General features: G+C 54.1%; 23 protein-coding genes. 18 read left to right on the top strand and 5 right to left on the bottom strand.

Annotated features, from left to right (window positions below; all coding sequences use genetic code 11):
* Positions 1-78 precede the first annotated feature (78 nt).
* The 9 genes from lepA to mtaB all read left to right on the top strand — a co-directional run bounded on the left by lepA (position 79) and on the right by mtaB (position 11,209).
* On the top strand, positions 79-1,902 hold the full coding sequence (lepA, locus tag DFG60_RS03995) for a translation elongation factor 4 (protein WP_114570450.1): 1,824 nt from the start codon (positions 79-81) through the stop codon (positions 1,900-1,902).
* Between the two features lie 68 nt (positions 1,903-1,970).
* A complete protein-coding gene (gene hemW / locus DFG60_RS03990) occupies positions 1,971-3,119 on the top strand; it encodes a radical SAM family heme chaperone HemW (protein WP_114570449.1) in 1,149 nt (382 codons plus the stop codon).
* A gap of 310 nt (positions 3,120-3,429) precedes the next feature.
* A complete protein-coding gene (gene hrcA, locus DFG60_RS03985; protein ID WP_114570448.1) occupies positions 3,430-4,467 on the top strand; it encodes a heat-inducible transcriptional repressor HrcA in 1,038 nt (345 codons plus the stop codon).
* A gap of 28 nt (positions 4,468-4,495) precedes the next feature.
* Complete coding sequence (grpE, locus tag DFG60_RS03980; protein WP_114570447.1) at positions 4,496-5,044, top strand: nucleotide exchange factor GrpE; 549 nt, start codon at positions 4,496-4,498, stop codon at positions 5,042-5,044.
* Positions 5,045-5,099: 55 nt separating this feature from the next.
* The gene (gene dnaK, locus DFG60_RS03975; protein ID WP_114570446.1) at positions 5,100-6,920 is read left to right on the top strand and encodes a molecular chaperone DnaK; all 1,821 of its coding nucleotides are present in this window, start codon (positions 5,100-5,102) and stop codon (positions 6,918-6,920) included.
* Positions 6,921-7,043: 123 nt separating this feature from the next.
* Positions 7,044-8,153, top strand: a complete 1,110-nt coding sequence (gene dnaJ / locus DFG60_RS03970) for a molecular chaperone DnaJ (RefSeq protein ID WP_114570445.1) — start codon at positions 7,044-7,046, stop codon at positions 8,151-8,153.
* A gap of 20 nt (positions 8,154-8,173) precedes the next feature.
* Entirely contained in the window at positions 8,174-9,121 is a 948-nt protein-coding gene (gene prmA, locus DFG60_RS03965; RefSeq protein ID WP_114570563.1) for a 50S ribosomal protein L11 methyltransferase, read from the top strand.
* Position 9,122: 1 nt separating this feature from the next.
* Positions 9,123-9,869, top strand: a complete 747-nt coding sequence (locus DFG60_RS03960; protein WP_114570444.1) for a 16S rRNA (uracil(1498)-N(3))-methyltransferase — start codon at positions 9,123-9,125, stop codon at positions 9,867-9,869.
* A 5-nt stretch (positions 9,870-9,874) separates the two neighbouring features.
* Positions 9,875-11,209 carry a tRNA (N(6)-L-threonylcarbamoyladenosine(37)-C(2))-methylthiotransferase MtaB gene (gene mtaB, locus DFG60_RS03955; protein ID WP_114570443.1) on the top strand — a complete coding sequence of 445 codons (1,335 nt, stop codon included), beginning with the start codon at positions 9,875-9,877 and terminating at the stop codon, positions 11,207-11,209.
* Positions 11,210-11,310: 101 nt separating this feature from the next.
* On the opposite strand, the gene DFG60_RS03950 is transcribed toward mtaB, so the two are convergent.
* Both DFG60_RS03950 and DFG60_RS03945 read right to left on the bottom strand, forming a co-directional pair.
* Positions 11,311-12,123, bottom strand: a complete 813-nt coding sequence (locus tag DFG60_RS03950) for a protein phosphatase 2C domain-containing protein (protein ID WP_114570442.1) — start codon at positions 12,121-12,123, stop codon at positions 11,311-11,313.
* Entirely contained in the window at positions 12,116-12,568 is a 453-nt protein-coding gene (locus tag DFG60_RS03945; RefSeq protein WP_114570441.1) for an HIT family protein, read from the bottom strand. The genes DFG60_RS03950 and DFG60_RS03945 overlap by 8 nt, the downstream gene beginning before the upstream one ends.
* Before the next feature lie 226 nt (positions 12,569-12,794).
* On the opposite strand from DFG60_RS03945, the gene rluF reads away from it, so the two are divergent.
* The 6 genes from rluF to DFG60_RS03915 all read left to right on the top strand — a co-directional run bounded on the left by rluF (position 12,795) and on the right by DFG60_RS03915 (position 18,848).
* Entirely contained in the window at positions 12,795-13,490 is a 696-nt protein-coding gene (gene rluF, locus DFG60_RS03940; RefSeq protein WP_114570440.1) for a 23S rRNA pseudouridine(2604) synthase RluF, read from the top strand.
* A gap of 50 nt (positions 13,491-13,540) precedes the next feature.
* On the top strand, positions 13,541-14,416 hold the full coding sequence (gene rarD, locus DFG60_RS03935; protein WP_114570439.1) for an EamA family transporter RarD: 876 nt from the start codon (positions 13,541-13,543) through the stop codon (positions 14,414-14,416).
* A 38-nt stretch (positions 14,417-14,454) separates the two neighbouring features.
* Positions 14,455-15,339, top strand: coding sequence for an EamA family transporter RarD (rarD, locus tag DFG60_RS03930; protein ID WP_114570438.1), 885 nt, complete (start codon positions 14,455-14,457; stop codon positions 15,337-15,339).
* Positions 15,340-15,412: 73 nt separating this feature from the next.
* Complete coding sequence (gene deoC / locus DFG60_RS03925; RefSeq protein ID WP_114570437.1) at positions 15,413-16,078, top strand: deoxyribose-phosphate aldolase; 666 nt, start codon at positions 15,413-15,415, stop codon at positions 16,076-16,078.
* A 146-nt stretch (positions 16,079-16,224) separates the two neighbouring features.
* Complete coding sequence (locus tag DFG60_RS03920) at positions 16,225-17,202, top strand: BMP family lipoprotein (protein WP_332871676.1); 978 nt, start codon at positions 16,225-16,227, stop codon at positions 17,200-17,202.
* The gene (locus DFG60_RS03915) at positions 17,199-18,848 is read left to right on the top strand and encodes a methyl-accepting chemotaxis protein (RefSeq protein ID WP_114570435.1); all 1,650 of its coding nucleotides are present in this window, start codon (positions 17,199-17,201) and stop codon (positions 18,846-18,848) included. The genes DFG60_RS03920 and DFG60_RS03915 overlap by 4 nt, the downstream gene beginning before the upstream one ends.
* Positions 18,849-18,914: 66 nt before the next feature.
* Here DFG60_RS03915 and DFG60_RS13805 read toward each other — a convergent pair whose 3' ends face one another.
* Both DFG60_RS13805 and DFG60_RS03905 read right to left on the bottom strand, forming a co-directional pair.
* Positions 18,915-20,084 carry a murein hydrolase activator EnvC family protein gene (locus DFG60_RS13805; RefSeq protein ID WP_269801287.1) on the bottom strand — a complete coding sequence of 390 codons (1,170 nt, stop codon included), beginning with the start codon at positions 20,082-20,084 and terminating at the stop codon, positions 18,915-18,917.
* A gap of 483 nt (positions 20,085-20,567) precedes the next feature.
* Positions 20,568-21,326 carry an SDR family NAD(P)-dependent oxidoreductase gene (locus DFG60_RS03905; RefSeq protein ID WP_114570433.1) on the bottom strand — a complete coding sequence of 253 codons (759 nt, stop codon included), beginning with the start codon at positions 21,324-21,326 and terminating at the stop codon, positions 20,568-20,570.
* A 152-nt stretch (positions 21,327-21,478) separates the two neighbouring features.
* Between DFG60_RS03905 and DFG60_RS03900 the strand changes: the two genes are divergently transcribed.
* The 3 genes from DFG60_RS03900 to DFG60_RS03890 all read left to right on the top strand — a co-directional run bounded on the left by DFG60_RS03900 (position 21,479) and on the right by DFG60_RS03890 (position 23,217).
* Positions 21,479-21,916 (top strand): YkvA family protein, encoded by a 438-nt coding sequence (locus DFG60_RS03900; protein ID WP_114570432.1) that lies wholly within the window; start codon positions 21,479-21,481, stop codon positions 21,914-21,916.
* A gap of 92 nt (positions 21,917-22,008) precedes the next feature.
* Positions 22,009-22,578 (top strand): DedA family protein, encoded by a 570-nt coding sequence (locus DFG60_RS03895; protein WP_114570431.1) that lies wholly within the window; start codon positions 22,009-22,011, stop codon positions 22,576-22,578.
* A 12-nt stretch (positions 22,579-22,590) separates the two neighbouring features.
* The gene (locus DFG60_RS03890) at positions 22,591-23,217 is read left to right on the top strand and encodes an HAD family hydrolase (protein WP_114570430.1); all 627 of its coding nucleotides are present in this window, start codon (positions 22,591-22,593) and stop codon (positions 23,215-23,217) included.
* A 51-nt stretch (positions 23,218-23,268) separates the two neighbouring features.
* Here the strand turns inward: DFG60_RS03890 and DFG60_RS13610 are convergent, their stop codons facing one another.
* The gene (locus DFG60_RS13610; protein WP_198661541.1) at positions 23,269-23,424 is read right to left on the bottom strand and encodes a hypothetical protein; all 156 of its coding nucleotides are present in this window, start codon (positions 23,422-23,424) and stop codon (positions 23,269-23,271) included.
* Between the last annotated feature and the right edge of the window lie 227 nt (positions 23,425-23,651).

Genomic DNA, 23,651 nt, shown 5'->3' with positions numbered 1-23,651 from the left:
CGCGATGGCGCAAGGAAGCGGATTTTTGGTATAATGAAAGACATGTACGTTCTAAGATAAGGTAAGGTGACTAATTATATGACTAATGAAGAACGCTTGAAGCGGCAGGCGCGAATTCGGAACTTCTCGATCATCGCCCATATCGACCACGGGAAGTCGACGCTCGCTGACCGCATATTAGAGAAGACCGGTGCACTGACGGCGCGGGAAATGAAGGACCAGACGCTTGATGCGATGGACCTCGAGCGCGAACGCGGCATCACGATCAAATTGAATGCTGTCCAGCTTAAATATACGGCGAAGGATGGGGAAGAGTATATCCTTCACTTGATCGACACGCCTGGACACGTCGACTTCACGTACGAAGTCTCACGGTCGCTCGCGGCTTGTGAAGGTGCGATTCTCGTCGTCGACGCAGCACAGGGTATCGAGGCACAGACACTCGCGAACGTCTATCTCGCCCTCGACAACGATCTTGAGATTCTGCCGATCATCAATAAGATCGACCTTCCTTCTGCGGATGTCGAACGCGTCCGCCAGGAAATCGAGGACGTCATCGGACTCGACGCGTCAGAAGCCGTTCCTACCTCGGCGAAGGCTGGCATCGGGATCGAGGAAATCCTCGAGCAGATCGTCGAAAAGGTTCCAGCTCCGACAGGAAACCCTGAAGCTCCGCTCGAAGCTCTCATCTTCGACTCCTACTATGACGCATACCGGGGTGTCGTCGCATCGATCCGGATCGTCAACGGGACGGTCAAGGTCGGCGATAAGATCCGGATGATGTCGACAGGTAAGGACTTCGAAGTGCTCGAACTGGCAGTTTCGACACCGAAGCCTTCCCCGCAGAAGGAATTGACTGTCGGTGACGTAGGAACGTTGTCTGCGTCGATCAAGACTGTCGGCGACGTCCGCGTCGGTGATACGATCACCCTTGCGAAGAATCCTGCGACCGAAGCGCTTCCGGGATACCGAAAGATGAATCCGATGGTTTACTGCGGTCTTTACCCGATTGATTCGGCACGCTATAACGACTTGCGTGAAGCGCTGGAGAGACTTCAACTCAGTGACGCTGCGCTCGAGTTCGAGCCGGAGACATCACAAGCACTCGGTTTCGGTTTCCGTTGTGGATTCCTCGGAATGCTGCACATGGAGATCATCCAGGAACGGATCGAACGCGAGTTCAACATCGACATGATCACGACGGCGCCGTCCGTCATCTATCACGTGACGACGACGGCAGGCGAGATGGTATCAGTCGACAATCCGTCGAAAATGCCGGATCAGCAGAAGGTCGAATATATCGAGGAGCCGTTCGTCAAGGCGTCCGTCATGACGCCTAACGATTACGTCGGAGCGATCATGGAACTCTGCCAGAAGAAACGCGGTACGTTCGTCGATATGCAGTATATCGATACGGCCCGGGTCAAAATCACGTACGAAATCCCGCTCTCGGAGATCGTCTATGACTTCTTCGACCAATTGAAGTCGAGCACGAAGGGATATGCTTCGCTTGATTACGAATTGATCGGCTACCAGCGCTCGCGCCTCGTCAAGATGGACATCCTCCTCAATAACGAGCAGGTCGATGCACTCAGCTTCATCGTCCACCGTGACTTCGCATATGAGCGGGGGAAGGTGATCGTCGACAAGCTGAAGGCGCTGATCCCACGGATGCAGTTCGAAGTTCCGATCCAGGCAGCAGTCGGCACGAAGATCGTCGCTCGTTCGACGATCAAGGCGTTGCGCAAAAACGTTCTCGCCAAGTGTTACGGCGGGGATATCTCACGGAAGCGGAAGCTCCTCGAGAAGCAAAAAGAAGGTAAAAAACGTATGAAGATGGTAGGCTCGGTAGAGGTACCACAAGAGGCATTCATGTCCGTCCTTTCGATGGACGAGGATTGAACGTGTAACGAGGGGGTGGTGCGAAAGCAGCACCCCCTTGTCTTTTTATAGAGGAAAGGATGAGGCGAATGGCACCACGCGCCGCATATGTGCACATCCCGTTTTGTGAACATATTTGTTATTACTGTGATTTCAATAAGGTGTTCCTGAAGAACCAACCGGTGGCTGAATATTTGGACGCGCTCGAACGTGAAATCGAATTGACGCTCGAACGTTTCCCGACGGACCGACTGGACACGATTTTCATCGGAGGGGGGACACCGACTGCGTTGAATGAAGAACAGATGGCTCGCCTGATGGGCATCATCAAGAAGCACCTTTTGCCGCTGACGAATGAGGGTCTTGAATATACGGTCGAATCGAATCCGGACGGCGTCTCGCCGGAGAAGCTCGACATCATGAAGGCGGGCGGCGTGAACCGCGTCAGCTTCGGCGTCCAGTCGTTCGATGACGGCCTGCTCGAGCGAATCGGCCGGACGCACCGTGAAGCGAAAGTCGCACAGACATTGAGTGAGGCGGCTGAGCGTTTCGATAACATTTCAGTCGACCTGATGTTCGGACTTCCGAACCAGACGCTCGAGCAGGTCGAATATGACGTCGAGCGGGCACTCAAGCTGCCGATCACGCATATCTCTTCCTATTCTTTGATCCTTGAGCCGCACACCGTCTTCGCCATCCAGGAGCGAAAAGGAAAACTGCCGCTTCCGAGCCAGGATCTCGAGGCGGACATGTACCGCCTCATGATCGAGCGGATCGAGGCGGGAGGTCTTGCCCAATATGAAATTTCGAACTTCTCGTTGCCGGGCAAGGAGAGCCGGCATAACCGGGTCTACTGGGAGAACGACGAATACTATGGTTTCGGTGCCGGATCGCACGGCTACATCGATAAGACACGCCGGGCGAACATCGCGCCGATCCCGCATTATATCAAGGCGGAAGGGCTGCCTGTCCGTAATGAGACGCCTCTGACGGAAATCGAACGGATGGAAGAGGAGATGTTCCTTGGGCTTCGGATGCGCGAAGGCGTGTCGCTCGAACGGTTCGAGGCGAAGTTCGGCCATGCGTTCGATGACGTTTTCGGCAAGGTGATCCGCGAGCTGTTGCCGCAAGGGTTGATCGAGCGGACGGCGACGCATGTGCACCTGACGGATAAGGGATTGCCGCTTGCGAACGAGGTGTTCGCTGCTTTCATCGGAGAAGCAGAACTTGAAGGATGATCCAAGACGATGAAAAGGGAAGCAGCCGGTTTTTAAGACCGGTTGCTTCCCTTATTTTTTGCCTCTTCTGGAAAAGAAGGCGGTCGTCGCAAGGACCGCGATCGTCAGCCAGACGATGATGCCGGCATAGGCAAGAATCTCGAGCACATGGAACATCCTCTCTAGGCTTTGTTTCACTGTACCGCACAATGGGAAAACCTTCAAAGGGTTCGCGGCAATTCTGTTGACATGCTTTTGCTGATTCATTATAGTTATACATGTAATTAGCACTCAATAAACATGAGTGCTAACAAGCAAAGGGGTGAAGAAGATGCTGACGGATCGTCAATTGTTGATTTTACGTGCCATCGTGGACGATTATATCAAGACGGCGCAACCCGTCGGTTCACGGACGCTCTCGAAACGAGACGATGTGACATTCAGCTCCGCGACGATTCGCAACGAAATGGCGGATCTAGAGGAGATGGGACTGATCGAAAAACCGCATACATCAGCTGGGCGTGTACCTTCGGAGTCAGGCTACCGATTCTACGTCGACCATCTGATTCAACCGGGTACGTTGACGGCGCGTGAGACGAGAGCGCTCCGTTCGCTCTTCGCCCATTCAGCGAACGAGAACGACAGGCTGATCAAGCACACGGCAGACCTGCTTGGTGAGCTGACTCATTATACGGCGCTCGTTCTCGGACCGAAGCAAGAGCAACATCGGCTCCATCATCTCGAGCTAATCCCTCTTGCGGACGGAAAGGTCGTCATCGTTCTGGTCACGGAGACGGGACATGTCGAACACAAGACATTGACACTGCCGGAGGCACTTTCGAAAGAAGCGACGGATCGTTTGATGGAGCGTCTCAACCACACGCTCCAGGGAACACCATTGTCGCTTTTAGGAAAACGGATCGCCGAAGAGATGCAACGTTACCGCTCGGAGCATTCGGAACAGACAGCGCTCTTGTCGAATGCCCTGGAGATCGTCTTGTCCGATCAGCGGCGTGAAAGTCCGTCGATATACCTCGGCGGTAAGGCATACATGTTCGACCAGCCGGAGTTTCAGGATGTCGCGAAGCTTCGCCCCGTCCTCGAGCTGATCGAGAAGCAAGAGGCGCTGCTCGACTTCATGACACCGGAACTCGACAATCAGATCTTGATCACGATCGGCAGTGAGAACAACGTCGATGCGCTCAAGGACTGCAGTGTCATTCGTGCCCACTACTCCGTCGACGGCGTTTCCCTTGGGACACTCGCCGTCATCGGACCGAAACGGATGGATTACAATCGGGGGATAAACTCGATCATCCATCTGCTGCAAGCTTTCCAGACCGAGCTGCGTAAGAACGGCTTGGATTGATAGATATTAGAAAGGGGCCAGGTTCACGATGGAAGAAAAAGAAATGAATCAAAACCTCGGAGAACAAGAAGAAAAAGAAGAGAACGCCGGGGAGAACAGCGAAGAAGCGGCTGTCGAAGCCGAGGTCGTCGAAGAAGGACCTGACCTGCAAGCGCAGCTCGAGGAAGCGAAAGCGAGCGAACTCCGCTTACGGGCAGACTTCGAGAACTTCAAGCGCCGGACACGACAAGAGGCGGAGAATCGTGCGAAGTACGCTTCTCAAACGATCGTCGAGAAGTTGCTTCCCCTGATTGATAACCTCGAGCGCGCTCTGCAGGTCGAATCGCACAGCGAAGAGACGAAGCAGGTGCTTGCGGGAGTCGAGATGGTGAAGCGTCAGCTTGACGAGACGCTCCACCACGAAGGTGTCCAGCCGATTCTCGCGCTTGGCGAACCGTTCGACCCGAACCTGCACCAGGCAGTCGTTCAGGAAGTTAGCGACGAGCATGAATCCGGAACGGTCACGGCCGAGTTCCAAAAAGGATACAAACTGCACGACCGCGTCATCCGTCCGAGCATGGTCAAGGTCGCGGAATAATTTCTCCTTTGCATCAAACTACAAAAATCAACTACATGAAAGTGAGGAAATCATCATGGCAAAAATCATCGGGATTGACTTAGGAACAACGAACTCATGTGTGGCAGTGATGGAAGGCGGCGAGCCTGTCGTCATCGCGAACGCAGAAGGGAACCGTACGACGCCATCCGTCGTCGCATTCAAGAACGGGGAGCGTCAGGTAGGTGAGGTCGCGAAGCGCCAGGCGATCACGAACCCGAACACGATCATGTCGATCAAGCGCCACATGGGTACGGACTATAAAGTACATGTAGAAGGGAAAGACTACACGCCGCAGGAAGTATCGGCGATCATCCTTCAAAAATTGAAAGCACAGGCAGAGGACTATCTCGGTGAAAAAGTGACGGAAGCGGTCATCACGGTTCCTGCCTACTTCAACGACGCAGAACGCCAAGCGACGAAGGACGCGGGAACAATTGCCGGCCTCGACGTCAAACGGATCATCAACGAGCCGACGGCTGCTGCGCTCGCATACGGTCTCGACAAAGGTGAAGACCACACGATCCTCATCTATGACCTTGGGGGCGGTACGTTCGACGTCTCGATCCTTGAGCTCGGCGACGGCGTATTCGAAGTCGTCTCGACTGCCGGTGACAGCCGTCTCGGTGGAGATGATTTCGACCAAAAGATCATCGACTTCCTCGTCTCTGAGTTCAAGAAGGAGAACGGAATCGACCTTGCGCAAGACAAGATGGCGCTTCAGCGCTTGAAAGACGCAGCTGAGAAAGCGAAAAAAGACCTTTCTGGCGTATCGTCGACGCAAATCAGCCTTCCGTTCATCACGGCAGGAGCGGCAGGCCCGCTTCACCTCGAGATGACGCTGTCGCGCGCTAAATTCGACGACCTCACTGCTGACCTTGTCGAACGTACGATGGAGCCGACACGCCGTGCACTTAAAGATGCAGGCTTGACTCCGGACAAGCTCGATAAGATCATCCTCGTCGGTGGTTCGACACGTATCCCTGCAGTCCAAAAAGCAGTTCAAGACTTCACTGGAAAAGAGCCGTTCAAAGGCGTCAACCCTGATGAAGTCGTAGCACTCGGGGCAGCTGTCCAAGGCGGTGTCCTCACAGGAGACGTCAAGGACGTCGTACTCCTCGACGTCACGCCGCTTTCGCTCGGTATCGAGACGATGGGTGGCGTCATGACGAAGTTGATCGATCGCAACACGACGATCCCGACTTCTAAGTCACAAGTCTTCTCGACTGCGGCTGACAGCCAGCCAGCGGTAGACATCCACGTCCTTCAAGGAGAACGTCCGATGGCGACGGATAACAAGACGCTCGGCCGTTTCCAACTGACGGACATCCCGCCGGCACCACGCGGAGTACCGCAAATCGAAGTCAAATTCGACATCGATGCGAACGGTATCGTTCACGTATCGGCGAAGGACCTCGGTACGAATAAGGAACAGTCGATCACGATCCAATCGTCTAGCGGCTTGACTGAAGCGGATATCGAGAAGATGGTCAAAGACGCTGAAGCGAACGCCGAGGCGGATAACAAGCGTAAGGAAGAAGTCGACCTTCGCAACGAAGCAGATCAGCTCGTCTTCGCTACGGACAAGGCGCTGAAAGATCTCGGCGAACAGGTTGACGCACAAGACAAAGAGAAGGCAGAGGCTGCGAAGGAGAAAGTGACAGCGGCACTCGCTGGAACTGACGTCGACGCGATCCGTGCTGCGAAGGATGAACTTTCGAACGTCGTTCAGGAATTGACGCAAAAAGTCTATGCGAAAGCAGCTGAACAAAATCAAGGTGCAGATGCTTCACAGGCAGGTCCAAAGGACGATGACGTCATGGATGCTGAGTTCGAGGAAGTCGACGACAACAAGTAATCGACTATCGTCAGGCACGAGAGAGCCAAAGCGTGATTCCCGCGCTTTGGCTCTTTCCTTGTCGGATGAAGTTCGGTAAAATCAATAAGTATGATTTGAATCGGAGAGAGAGGGCGACTGAACGTGGAAAAACGCGACTATTACGAAGTGCTAGGTGTCTCACGTGACGCCTCGGCAGCTGAAATCAAACGGGCTTATCGAAAACTCGCTCGGACGTATCACCCGGACGTCAACAAGGAAGAAGACGCGGATAAAAAATTCAAGGAGCTGTCTGAAGCTTACGAAGTGCTGTCGGACGATAACAAACGCGCCCATTACGACCGTTTTGGTCATCAGGACCCAAGCATGGGCGGGGGCGGTTTCGGTGGAGCAGAAGGCTTCGGCGACATCTTCGACATGTTCTTCGGAGGCGGAGGACGCCGCCAGGACCCGAATGCGCCGCGCAAAGGACAGGATCTACAATATGTAGAAGAAATCGACTTCATGGAGTCGGTCACAGGCATCGAGAAGGTCATCACGATTCCGGTCGAAGAGGACTGCGGAACATGTCATGGTTCCGGTGCGAAGCCCGGGACACATCCGGAGACGTGTAAGCGATGCGGCGGATCCGGTCAGATCAACATCGAGCAGAATACGATGTTCGGTCGTGTCGTCAACCGTACGACTTGTACGACGTGCCACGGCAGAGGCCAAGTCGTCAAGGAGCCTTGTGTGACGTGCCACGGTGCGGGACGTGTCCGGAAGAACAAGGACGTCAAGGTGAAGATTCCAGCCGGGATCGACAACGGGCAACAGATCCGTCTTGCCGGCAAAGGTGAAGCAGGCGTCAATGGCGGACCGTACGGCGACTTGTACGTCGTCGTCCGTGTACGCGAACATGAATTGTTCGAGCGTGTCGACGATCACATCGTCATGGACATGCCGCTGACGTTCGCGCAAGCAGCGCTCGGTGACGAAATCGAGGTGCCGACCGTTCATGGCCGAGTCAGCTTGAAGATTCCGTCGGGAACGCAGACGAATGCACGCTTCCGCCTGCGCGGGAAAGGGATGCCGAACGTCCGGACCGGACACCACGGTGATCAGTACGTCAACGTCGTCGTCGTGACGCCGAAGAATCTGACGGACCGCCAGAAGGAACTCTTGCGCGAGTTCAATGAAATCAGTGATGAGAAGGGCGTCGAGGAGCAACACGAAGGCGTCTTCAGTAAAATCAAGACCTTCTTCAAAGGTTGAGAAAGAGGAGCGTGACGAAAGTGAAATGGTCAGAAGTGTGTGTCCATACGACACAGCAGGCAGTCGAGGCTGTCTCGAACATCTTGCACGAAGCAGGAGCGAGCGGAGTCGTGATCGAGGACGTCGAGGATCTCGAAGTGATGTCACACCGCGAGGATAACTTCGGTGAGATTTGGGAAGGGATGGACCGTGCGGATTATCCGGAGACGGGAGTTCTCGTCAAGGCGTATCTCGCGGAGAGCAGCGACCTGTCGGATACGATCAAAGGAATCGAACGCGAAATCCAGTTGCTCACACGCTACGGACTCTCGATTGGTTCCGGTGCTGTCACGCTCTCTGAAGTCGATGAAGAAGACTGGGCTCATTCGTGGAAACAGTTCTACAAGCCGGTCAAGATCAGTAAACATTTGACGATCGTCCCGATGTGGGAAGAATATGTCCCGCATGAAGGCGAGAAGATCATCGAGCTCGACCCGGGTATGGCGTTCGGAACAGGGACGCACCCGACGACGGTGCTGTGCATCCAGGCGATCGAGAACTACTTGAAGCAGGATGACCGCGTCATCGACGTCGGGACGGGTTCGGGTGTCCTGTCGATCGCTGCCGCGAAGCTCGGTGCGAAGGATGTACTCGGTCTCGATCTCGATGAGGTCGCGGTCCGTTCAGCGAACGAGAACGTCACGCTCAACAAGGTCGGTGACCGCGTCACGATCCGTCAAGGCGACCTCATGAAGGGGATCGAAGAAGGCGTCGAGCTCGTCGTCGCGAACATCCTAGCCGAAGTCATCCTGTTGTTCGTCGAAGACGCCTACAAGCTGACGCTCCCGGGCGGTCACTTCATCGCTTCAGGCATCATCTCCCAGAAGAAGGACATGGTGGCGGACGCCATGACGGCTGCGGGCTTCGAGATCATCGAGACGACGAAGCTCGAGGACTGGGTCGCGATCATCGCGAAGCGGGGCGAGTGAGATGCAACGTTATTTCGTCGATGCTTCAGCACGTGACGGACAGCGGTTCCGCCTTGGCAAGGAAGAGGCGCATCATATCATGAACGTCATGCGGATGGAGGCAGGGGACGAAATACTCGTCCTTGATGGCAGCGGTCTGTTCCGTTGCCGTCTCGTATCGCTTTCGAAGAGCGAGGCCATCGCTGAGATCGAGGAGTCGCTTGAAAGTGATACCGAGCTTCCGGTTCGGGTGACGATCGCGCACGGGCTTCCTAAAGGAGATAAGATCGAGCTCGTCGCCCAGAAGGGGACCGAACTCGGGATGAGCAGTCTGCTCATCTTCGAAGCGGCCCGTTCGGTCTCGAAATGGGACGCGAAGAAGGTCCCGAAGAAGCTCGAACGCGTTCAAAAAATCGTCAAGGAAGCAGCCGAGCAATCGTACCGGGTACAGTTGCCAGAAGTTGACTATGTGACGTATGATGAAGTACTGAAGGCGGCATCAGACTATACTGCTTGTCTGATCGCCTATGAAGAGACAGCGAAGGCCGGAGAACGTTCCGTGTTCGCTGAGACACTCGAGACATTGAAACCGGGAGACTCACTCCTCGTCGTCATCGGCCCTGAAGGGGGATTGACGGAAGGTGAGGTCGAGCGGCTCATGCAGGCTGGATTCAGGGCTGCCGCGCTCGGTCGCCGAATCCTCCGGACGGAGACGGCTCCATTCTATGTCTTGTCAGCAGTGTCGTATCAGTTTGAATTGAAAGGGTGAACGAAATGGCAACTGTAGCCTTTCAAACGCTTGGCTGTAAAGTCAATCATTATGAGACGGAAGCCGTCTGGCAGCTGTTCAAGGACGCGGGTTATGACCGTGTCGATTTTTCGGCGAACGCGGACGTCTACGTCGTCAATACATGTACCGTCACCAACACTGGTGACAAGAAGAGCCGTCAGGTCATCCGCCGTGCGATTCGCCAAAATCCGGACAGCGTCATCTGTGTGACAGGATGTTACGCACAGACGTCGCCGGCTGAAATCATGGCGATTCCGGGCGTCGATGTCGTCGTCGGTACGCAGGATCGACATAAGATGATCGGCTACATCGAGCAGTTCCGCACGGAGCGGATGCCGATCAACGCCGTCGGGAACATCATGAAGGCGAAAGTCTACGAGGAGCTCGACGTCCCTGCCTTCACGGACCGGACACGGGCTTCTCTCAAGATCCAGGAAGGCTGCAACAACTTCTGTACGTTCTGCATCATCCCATGGGCGCGTGGACTCATGCGCTCACGCCAGCCGGAAGATGTCCTGAAGCAGGCGCAACAGCTCGTTGACGCCGGGTACAAGGAAATCGTCCTGACCGGTATCCATACAGGCGGTTACGGAGAGGACTTGAAGGACTACAATCTCGCGAAGCTGCTCAAGGCGCTCGAATCGGTCGAAGGGCTCGAACGTCTGCGGATTTCGTCGATCGAAGCGAGCCAGATCACGGATGAGGTACTCGACGTCCTGAAGGACTCGAACATCGTCGTCCGCCATCTGCACGTCCCGATCCAGTCGGCGTCCGATACGGTCTTGCGCCGGATGCGCCGCAAGTACACGATGGCCGAGTTCGGCGAACGGATCACGCGCCTGAAGGAAGTGCTGCCTGACTGCGCGATCACATCAGATGTCATCGTCGGCTTCCCGGGCGAGACGGAAGAAGAGTTCATGGAGACGTTCAACTTCATCAACGACCATAAGTTCAGCGAACTGCACGTCTTCCCGTACTCGAAACGGACCGGGACACCGGCCGCGATGATGGAGGACCAGGTCGAAGAGAGTGTGAAAGAGGAGCGTGTCGCCCGTCTGATCGCGCTCTCGGATCAGCTCGCGAAGGAGTATGCGTCGAAGTACGAAGGCGAACTGCTCGAAATCATTCCGGAAGAGTTCTCGGAAGAGGCAGGCGGCAAGCTCGTCGGCTATACGGACAACTACTTGCGTGTCGCGATCGAGGGCGATGAGTCCTTGATCGGTCAACTCGTCCGCGTCAAAGTGACGAAGGCTGGCTATCCGCTCAACGAGGGACAGTTCGTCCGCGTCATGGAGACGCTCAAAGCTTCTGCCATCTGACCTGAAAAAGAAATGCCATGATTCCCGCGCTAGCAGCTGGGAATCATGGCATTTTTCATATGGTTCCTTGCAAAGGTGACGTTTCGGAGTGAACGAACGTGCTAAGCGTTGCTCGGCCGTGTCGCCTCGAGCGGGTTCGTCACCTTGTAGGAGACGATCGTCGTGCTGTCTCTGACACCGTTAGCCTGGATCTTCTTCAGCATGGTCTGAATCCCTTCCTCGTCTGTCAATCCGCGAAACGCGTCGGCGATATCCATCGGTGTCGAATAAGGGTCGTTCGGACACTCCGTCAAGCCGTCCGTCGTCAACAGGATATGGTTTTCACCCGTCCGGAGCTCCCTTACGCCGGTGCTGTAACAGGGGACGTTTCGTTCGAACGTATTGACTTGCCCGACCCATTCGAAGAATTGCCGTTGATTGAGCTGGAACTGGCCGAGCGCCGCGAGTTCGGGATGGAAGAGATAGAGCATACAATCGCCGACCGAGAACCACCAGAGGTAATTCTCTTTTCGAACTGCGATCAGACAAGCGGTCTCGCCCGTGACGTTGCGGCAAGCGGCGAGGAAATCCTCCGATTGGAACATCCGGAGCATCTCTTCCTCTAAAAGTTTGAACGTTGATTGCGTCGCTGGCGACTCGAGCCGCGTTCTGATCCGGGATTCGTTTCGCTCGATCAGCTCGATGACCTGTTCGGCGCTTTCTGCCGTATTGTGTGCGTCGAGCAGTACGGCGAATTCCCAGTCCTTCCGAACATCGGACCAGACGAGACAGCCGTCCTCGTTCTTATATTGGCCGGCGCTCGAGTTGCCGCCATACCGTCCGACGGCGATATGTTCGAGACGCTGGACATCGATGGCGTCGACGAAATGTTCGCGGCTGCCGACCCAGCTGAACTGTCGAGCGGTCTCATTCATGGTCATCCTCCTCCAAGTACGTTTTCAGACGCAGGCATAGTCGGACGACATCCTCTTCGGTGCCCATCGGTGCATCCTCCCAGCCATAGACATCCATCGGGCCCCAGTGCTCTTTCGGTGTACCCGGGTAGCGGGCGATCAGGTGCATGTGGAGGTGCGGGACGGAATTCCCGGAGACGAGGGCGTAGATATGTTCTGCCGATTCAGACTCCTTGAGCGCTTTACTGACGCGTGCCATGATGATCCCGAACACGGTCGCTTCGTCGGTCGTCAATTCGGCAAGCGTCGGTACGTGCCGTTTCAAGTCGATCATGATGTGCCCAAGATAGTTCGGTGCACCGGCCCGGTCGATATGACCGACATAGACGTATTCGTCCTCGTGGATCGTGATCCCGGCGGTCTCGATGACTTCGGCATGTTTGTCGCAAATGAAGCAATCGTTCATGCTGATCCTCCCCCTCATAAGTTCTAAAAAGTATAATATCGCCAAGATTGGATTTGCACTTTTTTCAAAAAAATACTGATTATTTCAGAATCATCTCGAATAATCGACATCTGGTGAAAAATTCGGCTTTCGAGGCAACGCGTTACCATGGAGACGGATATTTTTGTACAAATGCACGGGATGAGATACACTGAGAACAGATTTTCTGAAACGGAGCGTGGAAAGAATGCGAATCAACAAATTCATCAGTGAGACGGGCTTTTGCTCGAGACGGGCCGCGGACAAGCTCGTCGATGCGGGACGTGTCACGATCAACGGAAAGTTGGCCGAACTCGGGAGCCAGGCAGAAGCGGGCGACGACGTCCAAATCGACGGGAAGCCGCTCCAGGCGAAACCGGAATCGATCTACATCGTGCTCAATAAGCCGGTCGGGATCACGTGTACGACGGAGCTCGACGTCGAAGGGAACATCGTCGATTTCGTCGGACATCCGGAACGGATTTTCCCGATCGGGCGTCTCGACAAGGACTCGGACGGATTGATCCTGCTTACGAACGACGGGGATATCGTCAACCGGATCTTGAGAGCTGAGAACAATCACGATAAAGAGTACATCGTCACGGTCGATCAGCCGGTCACCGACGAATTCCTGAAAGGGATGGCAAGCGGGGTCGAGATCCTCGGCACGACGACGAAGCCGTGCGTGACGGAACGCGTCGACCGGCGGACGTTCAAGATCATCCTGACGCAAGGGCTCAACCGCCAGATTCGCCGGATGTGTAAAGAATTCGGCTATCAAGTGAAGCGGCTGCAACGCGTCCGGATCATGAACATCGATCTCGGAGATCTGCCGATCGGACAGTGGCGCGACATCACGGAAGAGGAGCGGAAGACGCTCTTCGAGATACTCGATGCACAATGACGATTCAGGGGCCGTTGCCTGGCGGCGGTCCTATATTTTGGAGGTGTCTCGTGGATAAGAAAGGTATGGGCGCGACGTTCGCCGGCTATACGATCGGAGGATTGCTGCCGATCTACAAACTGTTCGCAGACGGCGTTCCGGCATGGACCGTCGTATCGATCCGCATCATCAGTGCGTTTTTATTTGTCTTCCTTTTACTTAACCTGATGAACAAAATGAGGAACGTTCGTACACTCTGGCAGAATCCTCGTCAGCGTCACACGGTCATCCTGGCTGGTATCGTCCTTGGGCTGAACTGGACGCTGTATCTCTATGCGATCGGGGAAGGGTATATCGTCGAGTCGTCGCTCGGTTATTACATCAATCCGCTCGTCAGCGTCCTGTTCGGATTGATATTCTTCAGGGAACGTCTGACGCGTGCACAGATCGTCGCGATCTGCTTCGCCGTCGTAGGCGTCTCTGTCCTGACATTCGGCTATGGGCAATTCCCGTTCATCGCCTTCCTCCTCGCCATCTCCTTCGCGTTCTATGGGGTGTTGAAGAAGAAAGCGGCGGCAGAACCGTTGTCCGGTCTGTTCCTTGAGACGCTCGTGACGATGCCGTTCGCCGTTTTTGCGCTCGCGATGACGCCTGAAGACATGACAGCGCTGTCTGCGGGTCCATTGATCGCGATCACGATGCTCGGCGTCGCGACGGCATTTCAATTGATGCTGTTCGGTTACGGGATGCCGCGGATCCCGTTCGTCTACGTCGGCATCCTGCAATACATCGCCCCGACACTTACGCTGTTCCTCGGAATCTTCCTGTTCAATGATGTGTTCACGGAAGTTCACCTCATCGCCTTCCTGTTCATCTGGGCAGGCGTCGCCGTCTTTACGGTCAGCGGTATTCGTGGTGCAAGGATGGTGACGGGCAAGGTTTCCTGAAAATAATCGACAGACTTGAAAGAAGAGAGAAGATAATCATGGACAAAAAAGGCTTTATTGCGACCTTGTCGGCATATGTTATCTGGGGATTGCTTCCGATCTACTGGAAATTGCTCGGCGACGTGTCGAGCGAGGAGATCCTCGCGAACCGGATCGTCTGGTCGTTCCTGTTTCTGATGGGATTGCTCTACTACCAAAAAGCGTTGCCGAAATTCAAGGAGGCACTCTCGAACTCCTTTACAAGACGCCTTTTCTTTTTGAATGGCGTGATCATCAGCATGAACTGGTTCATTTATATCTGGGCAGTCAACCATGCGTTCATCGTCGAGGCATCACTCGGCTACTACATCAATCCGCTCGTCAGCATCTTGTTTGGCGTCGTCTTTTTCCGGGAATCTCTTTCTCGAGTCGAATGGATCGCGATCCTGCTAGCCGGTACAGGTGTCCTGATCCTTGCAATCGGATACGGAGATTTCCCGTGGATCGCGATTGCGCTCGCCTTCAGCTTCGGCATATACGGCGTCGTCAAGAAACGCCGGCCGCTCGAATCGACTGTCAGCTTGAGCCTCGAGACGCTTGCACCGTTGCCGATCGTCCTGATCTATATGATCTGGCTCGGCGCAAAAGGGGAGGCATCGCTCGGCGCAGGTGCTGGTCTGACGGTCGGTCTGATCGCGACGGGAATCATCACGGCCGTTCCGCTTCTCCTGTTCGGATACGGGGCACAACGTATCCCTTACACGCTCGTCGGCTTTCTCCAGTTCGTCGCGCCGACGCTTTCGCTCGCGATTGGTGTCCTGCTGTATGGTGAACCGTTCACGCGTGCTCATTTGATTGCGTTTTCATTCATCTGGTCGGCCGCACTCGTCTTTACGGCCAACGGATTATGGCTTCGCAAAAAACAGCAGAAAAAAGTCGCTTGAAATGATAGAAGTCTGACCTCTTGCGTGGTAGAATGTAAAAGGTTACAATGTGAAAATTTAAGGAGGAACAAACATGAATCTGGCAGCAATGATCGACCACACGGCGCTCAAGCCTGAGACGTCACGTGCCCAAATCGAAACGCTTTGCAAAGAAGCACTTGAATACAAATTCGCTAGTGTCTGTGTCAACCCGACACACGTCGCACTCGCGGCAGAACTCTTGAAATCGGACGACGACGTCAAGGTCTGTACAGTCATCGGCTTCCCGCTCGGAGCGAACACTCCGGAAGTGAAGGCTTTCGAAACGACGGACGCAATCAAGAACGGTGCGACGGAGATCGACATGGTTCTCAACATCGGCGCTTTGAAAGAAGGAAACCTTGAGCTCGTAGAACGTGACATCCGTGCAGTCGTCGAAGCGGCAAACGGCACACTCGTCAAAGTCATCTTCGAGAACTGCCTTCTTACGAAGGAAGAAATCAAGACGGCATGCGAACTCTCGGTCAAAGCCGGAGCTGACTTCGTCAAGACGTCGACAGGCTTCTCGACAGGCGGCGCGACAGTTGAAGACATCCGTCTCATGCGTGAGACTGTCGGTCCTGACATCGGTGTCAAAGCTTCAGGCGGCGTACGCGACTTCGAAGGTGCAAAAGCGATGATCGATGCGGGTGCGAACCGTATCGGTGCATCTGCAGGCATCGCCATCGTCACTGGCGGATCATCTGACAGCGACTACTGAGTCATCTGAACCATCCCTTTCTTTGAGGGATGGTTTTTTTGTGTACATATATTGAGAATTCAATTTTCTGATATTTTCAATGTATGTTAAGAGGTCTGACCGCTTTGCCGATAAGGAGGGAGCAAAGAAGAAAAGGAGTGAATACCGTGAAAAATAAATATAGATCCATGGTGCTCGGGATGACGATCGTTTTGGCAGGCTGTACAAGCGTTCTTGATGATCCGGCTTCCGCAGTCAAGGAACGAAAGGAAATCGGGGTCGTTCTGTCCGATGTCGGACTTGGTGATCAATCGTTCAGCGACGCGGCGATGGGCGGCATGTTGCTGCTGCGGGAAAAAGACGACTGGTTCGTCGACTACCGCGAACTTTCTGAGACGAAGACATATGAAGGCGGTTTCGAGGCGCTCGCGAAGGAGAAGCCGAACGTCGTCGTCGGTCTTGGATTCATGGGGCAGCAGGACCTTGAGAAGGTGGCGAAAAAATATCCGAAGCAGCAATTCGCGATCGTCGACGCGGTATCGGATCTTCCGAACGTTCTCTCGCTGACGTTCAGTGAGGACGAGGGGAGCTACCTCGCCGGTGCGGTCGCTGCTCTCGAGTCGGAAACGAAGACGATCGGATTCGTTGGAGGGATGCGTTCTCCATTGATCGAGAAATTCGAGAATGGCTATCGTGCAGGGGCGAAAGCGATCGATCCGGAAATCGAGGTCCTCGTCGACTACGCGGAGGATTTCGCAGCACCTGAAAAAGGAAATCAGCTGGCGAACGCGCAGATGAAAAGAAAGGCAGACGTCCTGTACGCCGCTGCCGGATTGACGGGAAGCGGCGTCTTGCAAGCTGCCGAGAAGAAGGGACACAAGGCGATCGGGGTCGATACGGATCAGACGGCGATCGCACCCGACGCCGTCATGACGTCAATGCTCAAGCAGGTCGATCTCGCAATCACGGAGATCGCACATCAGGTTGAACAGGAAGGGCTTCAAGGAGGGCACGTCACACTCGGCATCAAGGAAGGCGGGATCGCGCTCGCACCGATCCGCAATGCCGAATGGACTGCAGACGAGAACACGCGGATCGAGGAACTGAAGAAAGACCTGCTTAATGGAAAGGCGGTGATCAGATGACGCTCAGAAAAAGATTTATTTTGTCTACGCTCATCACGATGCTCGCTGTATTCGGTTTGATGGGATGGACGCTGATCGAGTTGAGACAGATCCAGTCATACAACGAAGACTATGGCAAACAGCTCGTCGAGGTGTCGGAACTTGAGACGAAGCTGTTGTATGAACAAGCGGCATGGCTCCGCCTCGCGGAACAGCCGTCGAAGAATCAGATGGATCAGGCTTCTTCACTTTCGAAAAAGAATGCAGTACGGATCAAGGCATTGAAGGATGATTACCTGATTGATGACTTCCGGGTCCATGTCGACCGCGCGGCCGAGAAGTATTCGCTGCTGAACGAAGCTGTGCCGAGCCTGCTCGCGGAGCAGGAACCGATCTCGATCCGCTCGCACGCGGCCCGGATCGAGGGGGTGCTCAGCGACTTGAACACGCTCCACGCGAAGAACGGTGAGTTCTATGGCGCTCTTCAGGCGGAAGCGAAGGATAAGACGAACGCTCTGACGCAAAATACCCTGTTCGTCTCGATCTTGCTGCTACTTGCTCTTGCAATTTACAACTGGCTGTTCGCCCGGAGCATCGTCCGGCCGATCGACCGGATCGTCCGGATTGCCGAGAAAATCTCGGACGGCGATTTGTCGGAGGATTTCGAGGCAGCTGAACGCAATGATGAGATTGGACGCCTGGAGCGCTCGATTTCACGGATGAACGGTACGCTTCGTGATGTCATCATCTCGATCAGCTCGACATCGAACCGGATCTATCAGATGAGCGAGAAGGCGAGTGCGGAAAACGAGAACGTCGTCGAAGTGTCCGGAAACATGACGCAGGCGATCCATGACATGGCTGGCGGAACGCAGACGGTGTCTGACGACCTCCAATCGGCGGTCGGAACGATCACGGAGCTGCGTAACTTGTTTGCAGAAAGCGAGAAACGGACGAACGCCGCCTTTGCTGACGGGAAAAGAGCCGATGCGACGATGCGCGATAGTGTCGAGGTGATGGAGCAACAGGCAGGTGCACTTGCGAAGGCAGCCGTCCAAGGAAGGTCGCTCTCGGATCAAATGGCACGCTTCCTCGAGCAGACGGAACAGATCGAGCGGATGGCTGAACTCGTCGAAGGCGTTGCGGCACAGACGAATCTATTGTCGCTCAATGCGGCGATCGAAGCGGCCCGAGCAGGAGACGCGGGACGCGGATTCGGGGTCGTCGCGAGCGAGGTGAAGAAGCTTGCCGAGGAGACGAACCAGGCGACACGTTCGATTTTCAGTCTCGTCCGGACGATTCGAGGCGACGGCGAGAGACTGCAGCAGCTGCTTGCAGCCTCCGTCGATGAGCAACGCGCACAAATCTCGAACTTCAACGAGATGAAGCAGTCGTTCCTGAAGACGCGGGAGGACGTGTCGCGCATTTCTGAGACGCTTTCCTACGTCTCAAGCCAGATGGTCCGTTCAAAAGGCGAGGCGGAATCCGTCGTCGCGCAGGTGGGCACGGTCAGCGGAGTGATGGAAGAAATCGCTGCCGGCAACGAGGAAGTGGCCGCATCGATGCGGGATCAGCAAGCATCGTTTGAGAACATCTACGGACTCATGCGCGATCTTGAGAAGACGGCCTCCGTGCTTGAACAGGAAACGAATCATTTTCAAACTTGAATACAAAAAAATCCTCCATTGTCTTCAATGGAGGATTTTTTGTATTAATACTCTTTTTCATTTCTATCAGAAGAAGCTTTGCGGGTCGATCTCGTTCGTACGTCCGCTCGCGCTATATTGGTATCCTCCATCATGGATCTCGAAGTGGAGGTGAGGACCAGTCGAGTTGCCCGTACTGCCGAGCGTACCGATCTGTTGACCTTGCTTCACTTGCTGTCCTGAGGAGACCGTCAGCGAGTTCATGTGGGCATAGACAGTCGTATACGTCTTCCCGCCGATGTTATGCGAGATATAGACGTGATTGCCGTAAGGGCCGCCGCTGCTCGCCTGGATGACCGTACCTGACGCCGAGGCGACGATTGGCGAGTTGACCGGACCAGCGATGTCCGTCCCGTTGTGATAACTGTATCCGTTCGAGCCGCTCGCTGCACCCATCCCTTGTGAGATGCGTCCTTCAGCTGGGCGGATGAACTTGCCTTTTGCTGACGAGAGGATCTTGCCGCTGCCTGACGATGGTGTCGACTGTTTTGCGGCAGCCGCTGCTCGCTTCGCTGCTGCTTCCTGTGCTCTGATCAAGCTCGATGCTTCTTTCAGGCCAAGAATTTTCGTCTCGATTCGTTGCTTGTCAACATTGAGACGGTTGAGGATGGCTGAGCGTTTCGCCTTTTCGCTCGCAAGCTCGCCTTGTTTCTGCTTCAGAGTCGCACGACGTTCGACGAGTTCTTTTCTCGCTTCGTCGAGCCGTTTCTTCGCTGCGGCGAGTTGTTGCTTGTTCGCTTCGTAGTCCTTGAGAAGCGATGCATCGCTCTCCGCGATCGTATTGAAGGCGTTGAAGCGGCTGATGATGTCGCCAACGTCCTTCGCCCCGAAGACCGCTTCGAGAATCGGTGCCGTATCGGCAGATGATTGACGGACGGCGAGGCGCTCCCCGAGCATCTTCTCCTGCTCAGCGATCTGAGCCTGAAGTTTGCGAATCTTGAGTGCGAGGCGCTGTTGTTCTTTTTTGTTTTTCGCGATTTCACGCGTGTTCTCGACGACCTGGAGCGTCAGACCGTTGATCTGTTGGTCGAGCGCGTAGATTTGTTTTTGAACGGCAGCGAGCTGACGTTCTTTTGCAGAGAGCGCCGAGCGCTGCTTCTTCTGCTCCGTCTGGTTTTGATGTTGTCTTTCCGTATATGGGCTTGCAGCATCCGCTTTGTTTGCATGAAACGGGCTGATAAGAAGTGCGCTTGTCATGAGGGTAATCGTTAGAGGCTTCAATGTATTTATAGATAAGAATTTCATCGGTTCAGTCCTTCCTGACGAGTCGTATCTGCGTCACAAGGACTACTGTAACAAGAAAATACGGGGAGCTCCGTTACAATTTCTTTAAATACATTCGATGAAAAAAACGTTTGTTTTATGAAAATATAAGAGGTATGGAGGGAATGAGCTCTCAATCATTTCATAAAATCAGCGGTCTATCAACATCTTTAACAGTTAATTTATATTCACGTTGGTAACTCGATTGGAAGAGGTATGCTGGATTGGCATGTCATAATTCTGTAATATGTTCTCTGGAAATTATATTTTCAGGTTTCAAGAAAGCAGTATCAGGGGTAAATCACCGGTTTGGCGGTGGAAGGGAACAAAGAAGGATCAGCAACTGCCGGACGACAGTATGGCTGATCCTGAAGGATTGCATATCAAAAGAGGCATATCGAACTACTTTCAGTATCCTCAGTCCTCCTCTTCCTCATAAATCATCTTCCGGGTCATGCCGCCATCGATGACGACATTCTCTCCCGTGATGAAATCGTTATCGGGATGAGTGAGGAAAAGTACGGCACGTGCGATGTCGGACGGTTTGCCGACGCGTCCTGAAGGGTGTTGGGCATGGTCGTCAGGTGACAACTCATGATAATTACCAGTCTCGATCCAGCCGGGTGAGACGGCATTGACCGTGATCTGCTCTGGACCGAGCGAGATGGCAAGCGCGTGTGTCAGGGCATTGATGCCGCCTTTCGTCGCGGCATAGGACTCCGTGTCCGGTTCCGACATGAGGGAGCGCGTAGAGGAGATGTTGACGATCGAGCCGCCCTTTTCGTTTTTCTTCATCTCGCGAACTGCTTCTTTGCTGCAGAGGAAGACGCTTCTCAAATTCGTATGATTGACCCGGTCCCACTCTTCGAGGGACAGCTCTGACAACGGTTTTCGGATCATGATCCCGGCGTTATTGACGAGAATGTCGACCCTGCCGGTATGTTCGACGGCCTTTCTGATCAAGCGCTTGACGTCTTCTTCCTCTTGTACGTCCGTTTTGTAGAAGTAGGCCATGCCACCGTCCTCCTCGATCGCCGAGACGACGTCATCGCCAGACATCTGATCGATGTCCCCGAGGACGACCGTCGCGCCTTTTGAGCCGAAAGCGCGGGCGATCTCTTCGCCGATCCCGTTCGCAGCACCGGTTATGATGACTGTTTTGTTCATGAAGTCCATGTTCATTCCTCCTGCTCCTGTTTCAGAAATTCTTCCTATACTCTCATAGCCGACTCTCGCCACAATCAAACACGAAGAGCGGAAGAAGGTCAGGATTAGAACGAAGGATTATCGGGGAATAGAAAAACAGAAAGCTGAGGAGGGATGATTCGATGGATTTCAAAGATGAGCGAATCGAGCGGGAACTGCAATCCTATGAGCAGGAGGCAGATGAGTACGTGGGGAATCCGAAGAAGACGAACCCGTTGATCAAGAACACGTGGCAAAAGGTCGCGAACAACAAAGGGGCTTTGTCGACGGCGTTATCGCCAATCACATTGTTCACCGAAATGATACGGGCCTATCAAAAAGGAGAATACCGGCAAATCGAACGGAAGACGATGTTGAAAGTCGTCGGTGCCCTGATCTATCTCGTCTCGCCGATCGACCTGATTCCGGACTTCATTTTCGGGTTCGGTCTCGCGGATGACATCGCGATCATCACATTCGTCGCGAAGACGGTATTTGAAGAACTTTCACGCTTCAGCGACTGGAAAGACGAACAAGAGCGTTTGCGGACGCAACCGTTCCAAAGCGAAGACGCCTATTGACCGGTCATGCGACCGGTTTTTTCATTGCGGAAAGGTCATACGCCACAGGAACATCCTAATTGCCGTATAATGGTGAAAAGGAGGTGGGCGGAATGGATTGGCAAGGAATGATGGAGACGTATGGATATCTCGGGGTGGTAGTCGCGATCATCATGCCTTTTCTGCCGAGTGAAGTTCCGCTTGCCTACGCAGGGTATCTCGTCCATAAGACGGAGCTCAGTCTCGTCCTGATGGTGATGCTTGCGCTCTTGACATTCATCGTGACCCAGAACATCTTCTTTTCGATTGGGCGGTTCGGAAGCGATCGCGCGCTCCACTGGATTTTCCGGACGTTCCGGATTTCTGAGACGCGCATGAATCAGTTCAAGGCGAACATGGACAGCAGAGGGAAATACATCCTGCTGTTCTCGCCGCTGTGGCGGATGGGTTTTGCGATCGGGGCAGGACTGACCGGCGTCTCGAGAGCTGCCTTCACGATTGCGACCGCCCTGTCCTTTTTCGCCTGGTCGCTCTTCTTCATCTGGACAGGAAAGTTGTTGGGGGCCAGATGGCATGTGATCGTCGAGGGGCCATCGAAAGAATGGATTGCCGTCTTCTTGACAGGAGTCGTACTTGCCTTCGTATGGATTCGGTGGAGACGGAAAAAGATGAGAAACAACTGAGGAGTGAAAGGTATGGCAATTTTGATGTTTGATATCGACGGGACGCTTGTAGACACGACAGAACAGATGACCGTATCGATTCATCGATCGATGGACGGTTTGGAGCATCTCGGTCTTCCTTCCGAGGAACTTGTCCGCTCGAGTTATGGCCTGGCAGGGAATGCATTCTGGGAGAACATATTCCCGGGGGCAAATCTCGAGGAAATCCGGCAGATACGTCGGACGCGCCATGCTCATCTCGAAGAGGCGATGGAAGGGAAGGATGTTCTGTTCGAGGGCATGCGGGAAACACTCGAACGGCTGCGGGAAGAGGGACATATCCTTTCGACGGCGAGCAATTGCGGCGTCCATTATTTGAACCTCATACTCGATTCGCAGGGGATTCGGGAGTTCTTCACGAACCCGAAATGCCTCGAGTCCGTCTCTGGCAAAAAGAAGGCGGACATACTCGCTGCCCATAAGGCTGAGTTCGGAGAAGCGGCTTATGTCATGATTGGTGACCGCATGTCGGACGTCGAGGCAGCACGGGCCCACAATATGACGTCGGTCATCTGTCGATACGGGTTCGGTACAAGGCAGGAGTGGGAAGCGGCGGATGTAAGGATCGACAGCCCGCAGGACCTCATTGGCTTATATTGAAAAATATGAAAGGGCTGATTTCCATGAGTAAGTGGAAATCAGCCCTTTTTGTCATGATTCACCGGGGTTAGGGTCCGGGTGCTGGGTCTCGGCCGGTTTTCCTGCCGGATTCGACGTCTCTGAAGGTTCAGGGTCGGGGTGAAGGCCCGGACTGTCCTGTTGCTGTTCCTGTTCCTGTTTGCGTTGATCGTCTCGCTCCTTATCCAATATGATCACTGCCTTCCATGTTTTCTTCGTTGTTCCTACTATCGATATATCATTATTCCCGTCCTGCCGTTAAGGAAACATTGCTGTTAGCGAGAGGGGTTATTTGGGAATGAGAGTTATATTAAGACATCAATTTATATTTTGTGATTCGTTAACGTAAAAAACGGATACGTATTTTTACTTAAACGTTAAGAATTGTTCATTTCACCTTCAACATCCGCGACTAG

The organism is Exiguobacterium flavidum (assembly GCF_003344535.1).
In the GTDB taxonomy this organism is placed as follows: domain Bacteria; phylum Bacillota; class Bacilli; order Exiguobacteriales; family Exiguobacteriaceae; genus Exiguobacterium_A; species Exiguobacterium_A flavidum.
Note: the sequence above shows the minus strand (reverse complement) of the source record. Positions and strands in the feature narration are given on the sequence as shown.

Bases quoted from the DNA above. Each gene is read 5' to 3' on its own strand.
- lepA (WP_114570450.1), top strand. From the start codon at position 79: ATGACTAATGAAGAACGCTTGAAGCGGCAGGCGCGAATTCGGAACTTC.
- hemW (WP_114570449.1), top strand. From the start codon at position 1,971: ATGGCACCACGCGCCGCATATGTGCACATCCCGTTTTGTGAACATATT.
- hrcA (WP_114570448.1), top strand. From the start codon at position 3,430: ATGCTGACGGATCGTCAATTGTTGATTTTACGTGCCATCGTGGACGAT.
- grpE (WP_114570447.1), top strand. From the start codon at position 4,496: ATGGAAGAAAAAGAAATGAATCAAAACCTCGGAGAACAAGAAGAAAAA.
- dnaK (WP_114570446.1), top strand. From the start codon at position 5,100: ATGGCAAAAATCATCGGGATTGACTTAGGAACAACGAACTCATGTGTG.
- DFG60_RS03960 (WP_114570444.1), top strand. From the start codon at position 9,123: ATGCAACGTTATTTCGTCGATGCTTCAGCACGTGACGGACAGCGGTTC.
- mtaB (WP_114570443.1), top strand. From the start codon at position 9,875: ATGGCAACTGTAGCCTTTCAAACGCTTGGCTGTAAAGTCAATCATTAT.
- DFG60_RS03950 (WP_114570442.1), bottom strand. From the start codon at position 12,123: ATGAATGAGACCGCTCGACAGTTCAGCTGGGTCGGCAGCCGCGAACAT.
- DFG60_RS03945 (WP_114570441.1), bottom strand. From the start codon at position 12,568: ATGAACGATTGCTTCATTTGCGACAAACATGCCGAAGTCATCGAGACC.
- rluF (WP_114570440.1), top strand. From the start codon at position 12,795: ATGCGAATCAACAAATTCATCAGTGAGACGGGCTTTTGCTCGAGACGG.
- rarD (WP_114570438.1), top strand. From the start codon at position 14,455: ATGGACAAAAAAGGCTTTATTGCGACCTTGTCGGCATATGTTATCTGG.
- deoC (WP_114570437.1), top strand. From the start codon at position 15,413: ATGAATCTGGCAGCAATGATCGACCACACGGCGCTCAAGCCTGAGACG.
- DFG60_RS03915 (WP_114570435.1), top strand. From the start codon at position 17,199: ATGACGCTCAGAAAAAGATTTATTTTGTCTACGCTCATCACGATGCTC.
- DFG60_RS13805 (WP_269801287.1), bottom strand. From the start codon at position 20,084: ATGACAAGCGCACTTCTTATCAGCCCGTTTCATGCAAACAAAGCGGAT.
- DFG60_RS03905 (WP_114570433.1), bottom strand. From the start codon at position 21,326: ATGGACTTCATGAACAAAACAGTCATCATAACCGGTGCTGCGAACGGG.
- DFG60_RS03900 (WP_114570432.1), top strand. From the start codon at position 21,479: ATGGATTTCAAAGATGAGCGAATCGAGCGGGAACTGCAATCCTATGAG.
- DFG60_RS03895 (WP_114570431.1), top strand. From the start codon at position 22,009: ATGGATTGGCAAGGAATGATGGAGACGTATGGATATCTCGGGGTGGTA.
- DFG60_RS03890 (WP_114570430.1), top strand. From the start codon at position 22,591: ATGGCAATTTTGATGTTTGATATCGACGGGACGCTTGTAGACACGACA.